At 45.0% G+C, this 351-nt stretch carries 1 pseudogene; it reads left to right on the forward strand.

Going from position 1 to position 351, the window contains the following annotated elements:
• Nucleotides 1-219 (forward strand): annotated as a pseudogene (locus AB4653_RS28925) (branched chain amino acid aminotransferase); the annotation flags it as partial.
• Between the last annotated feature and the right edge of the window lie 132 nt (nucleotides 220-351).

Consider the following 351-nt stretch of genomic DNA (forward strand, 5'->3'; position numbering starts at 1 on the left):
GATGAAGTCTTCATGACAGGCACAGCTGCAGAAATCGTTCCAGTTCGCAGCGTAGACAAAATTACAGTAGGTGAAGGCAAACGCGGTCCTATCACTGAAAAAGTTCAAGCGGCTTACTTTGGTTTATTCAATGGCACTACTGAAGATAAGTGGGGCTGGTTAGATTACGTTTATCCAGCAGACCAAACTTCAGAAAGCCAAACACAAACCACTAAGTAAGCAACAGCCAAATATTTTATAAGGATTTAAGCAATGCCAATCTATCGTTCAGCAACGACTACCCACGGACGCAACATGGCTGGTGCGCGCGCTTTATGGCGTGCAACTGGCGTTAAAGATGATGACTTCGGT

The sequence above is a fragment of the Vibrio sp. 10N.222.48.A3 genome (genome assembly GCF_041475345.1).
Classification (GTDB): Bacteria; Pseudomonadota; Gammaproteobacteria; order Enterobacterales; family Vibrionaceae; genus Vibrio; species Vibrio tasmaniensis_A.